The organism is Nocardia sp. JCM 34519.1 (assembly GCF_020361265.1).
Classification (GTDB): domain Bacteria; phylum Actinomycetota; class Actinomycetes; order Mycobacteriales; family Mycobacteriaceae; genus Nocardia; species Nocardia arthritidis_A.
This window is the reverse complement of the sequence record NZ_JAIRBR010000033.1, coordinates 1-2,775: the sequence shown is the minus strand read 5'-3', so window position 1 is coordinate 2,775 and position 2,775 is coordinate 1. Positions and strand designations below refer to the sequence as shown.

4 protein-coding genes are annotated in these 2,775 nt (G+C 65.9%); 2 read left to right on the top strand and 2 right to left on the bottom strand.

All coding sequences use genetic code 11. The annotated features are described in order from the left end of the window. The first annotated feature begins 354 nt into the window (after positions 1–354). Both LGY53_RS41430 and LGY53_RS41425 read left to right on the top strand, forming a co-directional pair. Entirely contained in the window at positions 355–927 is a 573-nt protein-coding gene (locus tag LGY53_RS41430) for a GNAT family N-acetyltransferase (protein ID WP_225732154.1), read from the top strand. 123 nt (positions 928–1,050) lie between these two features. After that, complete coding sequence (locus tag LGY53_RS41425) at positions 1,051–1,281, top strand: hypothetical protein (RefSeq protein ID WP_225732153.1); 231 nt, start codon at positions 1,051–1,053, stop codon at positions 1,279–1,281. A 41-nt stretch (positions 1,282–1,322) separates the two neighbouring features. On the opposite strand, the gene LGY53_RS41420 is transcribed toward LGY53_RS41425, so the two are convergent. Both LGY53_RS41420 and LGY53_RS41415 read right to left on the bottom strand, forming a co-directional pair. Continuing rightward, positions 1,323–2,054, bottom strand: coding sequence for an arginase family protein (locus tag LGY53_RS41420; protein ID WP_225732152.1), 732 nt, complete (start codon positions 2,052–2,054; stop codon positions 1,323–1,325). 59 nt (positions 2,055–2,113) lie between these two features. Further along, on the bottom strand, positions 2,114–2,470 hold the full coding sequence (locus LGY53_RS41415; protein WP_225732151.1) for a helix-turn-helix domain-containing protein: 357 nt from the start codon (positions 2,468–2,470) through the stop codon (positions 2,114–2,116). Positions 2,471–2,775: the final 305 nt, after the last annotated feature.

Here is a 2,775-nt window from a genome sequence, read left to right as displayed (position 1 = left end):
CTGTGCTGCCCATCACATCTGCAACTTTGTGACAGCGAACAGTACGACGCCGCGATGACGTCGTCAATTGCAGGCCGTGTGCACAAAAGTAACCAAAGTTACCTACAGGTAGTTTGATCAAGATCAAATGATGTTGCCGGAATGGAAGATTCGTCCTTGCATGATTCGCAACGGACTTCGGGTTACAGATATCCATTGTGGCCCAAGATGTTCGGAGCATCAACCGTCGAAGTCGGTCCAGCTATTCAAAAGCAAACCATGGGATCATCCGGTCGTGTCACGTATATGGCTGTGTCCCAATACATTCCGCGAACCTATCGACAAGCGGTCCGCGGAGCGGGCAGAATCTGAAACATGACCGTCCGTGCGCCTGGCCTCGTCGATTTCGAAAAGCTCAGTCGCACAGCACAACCCACGCTCAGCACGAAAGACGGCCTCCTCCTGCGGCCGTTCCACGCCGATGACGCGCCGGATGTCCTCATCGCCTACACCGATCCGGTGACGCGACAGTGGCACAACCGCGTGGTCGATACCGAGCACGACGCCCGCAAGCTCATCGAAGAGTGGCTACACGGCTGGACCGCGGGTACCGACGCGTTGTGGGCGGTCATCGATGGCGACACCTTCGCCGCACGGATCGGCCTGCGCCGCTTCAATATTCGCGACGCATCGGCCGAAATCGGCTACTGGGCAATGCCGACTGCCCGCGGGCGCGGCGTAGTGCCCCGGGCCGTCGACGCCGTCACCGACTGGGCCTTCGGCGAAATCGGTTTCCACCGAATCGAACTCAATCATTCGGTACACAATCCGGCCTCCTGCCGCGTCGCCGAGAAGACCGGTTTCGCACTCGAGGGCGTCAAGCGCGCGGCCGCCATGCACGCCGACGGCTGGCACGATATGCACCTGCACGCCAGGGTCGCACCCTGACCCTGTTTGTGCACTTTGCCCAAAAAGGGCAGGGCTCATATGTACCGGCAAGGCCTCGAAATTCATTACATATTGCTATATTTCGAGCGGCCTGTCGCAGACGTCGGCAGTATTTTCCACGCGGTGATCCGCTCCCGGCCCGAGGCCGAATACGAGTCATGCTGCCGCACATGCCGTCCCGGCACTTATACGGATGATCGCGGCACCGACAGCCCGGCGATCGCCGTGGACCACAGCGGAATTCCATTGTCCAGCTGGGAAATCGCCGTTTCGGCCGGACGACGCGTATCGCTCGGCGCGTGCGAGGTGCGGCAGGCCGACCGGCATCGGCTGTGCCCGACGCCGATTCGCTGATCCGCCGGTACCCCGTACCGCCGGATCAGCGCGACCACCGATCAGAGCAGCTCCACCGCCGACCGCACCCGCTCCGCCGCGCCGACCCCGTCGTGCCATGTGCAGGCCAAGCCGACGGCCGCGACCCGACCGGTGTCCAGCACCCGCCCGACCGCCTCGGTGACCGAGCGCAGGCCGGGACCTCCCGGCGCGGGCACCATCAGCCCCGGCAGTTCCTCCGGATCGATCACGTCGAAGTCGATGTGCAGATAGATCGGGCCGTCCGGCAGCTCGCCGAGGTCGGTCACCGGCCGCCGCCGGATCTCGGCCGTCTTCAGGTAATCGACCTCGGCCGGGTCCAGGTCGCGGGCGTCGGTGAGTACGACCCGCGACTCCGGGACATCGCGCAGCCCGATCCGGTCCGCGACCAGCGATCGCCCATAGCCGACCAGCATCCGCAACGGCAGCCCACCCAGATAGCCGGATGTGGTCGTCTCCAACGTCTGCAGGTCGCCGTGCGCGTCGAACCACACCACCGCCGGGTCGAGTCCGGCGCGCTGCAACCCGGCGACCGTGCCCAGCGACGTGGTGCAATCGCCCGACACCACGACCGGGCGCTCCCCGCGACGCGCCGACTCCGCCACCCGCGCTGCGACCGACTCGTAGACGACCGCCATTCTGGCCCAACGATCTTCGGTCTCCGGAAGGTCGACGGTCAGCACGGCGTCCGCGGTGAGCGGAGCGTCCAGCTCCGGCCGGGGTTCGTCAAGATGGTACGGCACGAGAAAACGCATAGGCGCCAGCCTAATTCGGCACCCGGCTACCGGACAGCCGGTTTTCGCCGCCGAATAGCTCAGGCGGACAAGTGAACCCGATCCGCACCGATCCGCTCGATTCGCCGCCTGCCCCAATCCGACAGCGGCACCAGCGCCGCGTTCAGCGCGACACCGAGCTCGGTGAGGCGATACTCCACCCGCGGCGGAACCTCCCGATACACCTCGCGGTCGACGATGCCGTCCTCCTCCAGCTCCCGCAGCTGCTGGATCAGCATCTTCTCCGACACACCCGGCAGCCCGCGCCGCAACTCGCCGAAGCGCCGCACCCCGTTCCGCTCCAGCTCCCACAGAATCAGCGACTTCCACTTGCCGCCGACCACATCCATCGCCGCATCGATCCCGCAGAAATATGGCCCGGATCTCTTCGCACCCATCGCCCGACCTCGCTGCCTGCTCACAAACCACCCGGTAAGTACCAGACCAGATAGTAGGTACTTGTCCGGCCGACCGGCAAAGACCAACCTTGGATTCCAGCGCGCTGACGACGACCGTCAGATCGCCGACGGCGACGGCCACAAAGCCTTCGAACACACCATCGAAGCCCTCGCCTGACCGAATCCGTCGCGGGGGGCCCCCCCCGCCGCGCCCCCCCCCCCGCCCCCCCCCCCCCCCCCCCCCCCCCCCCCGCGGGGGGGGGGGGCGGCCCCCGGGGGGCGAATAAAGGGGGACGCACCCGGCC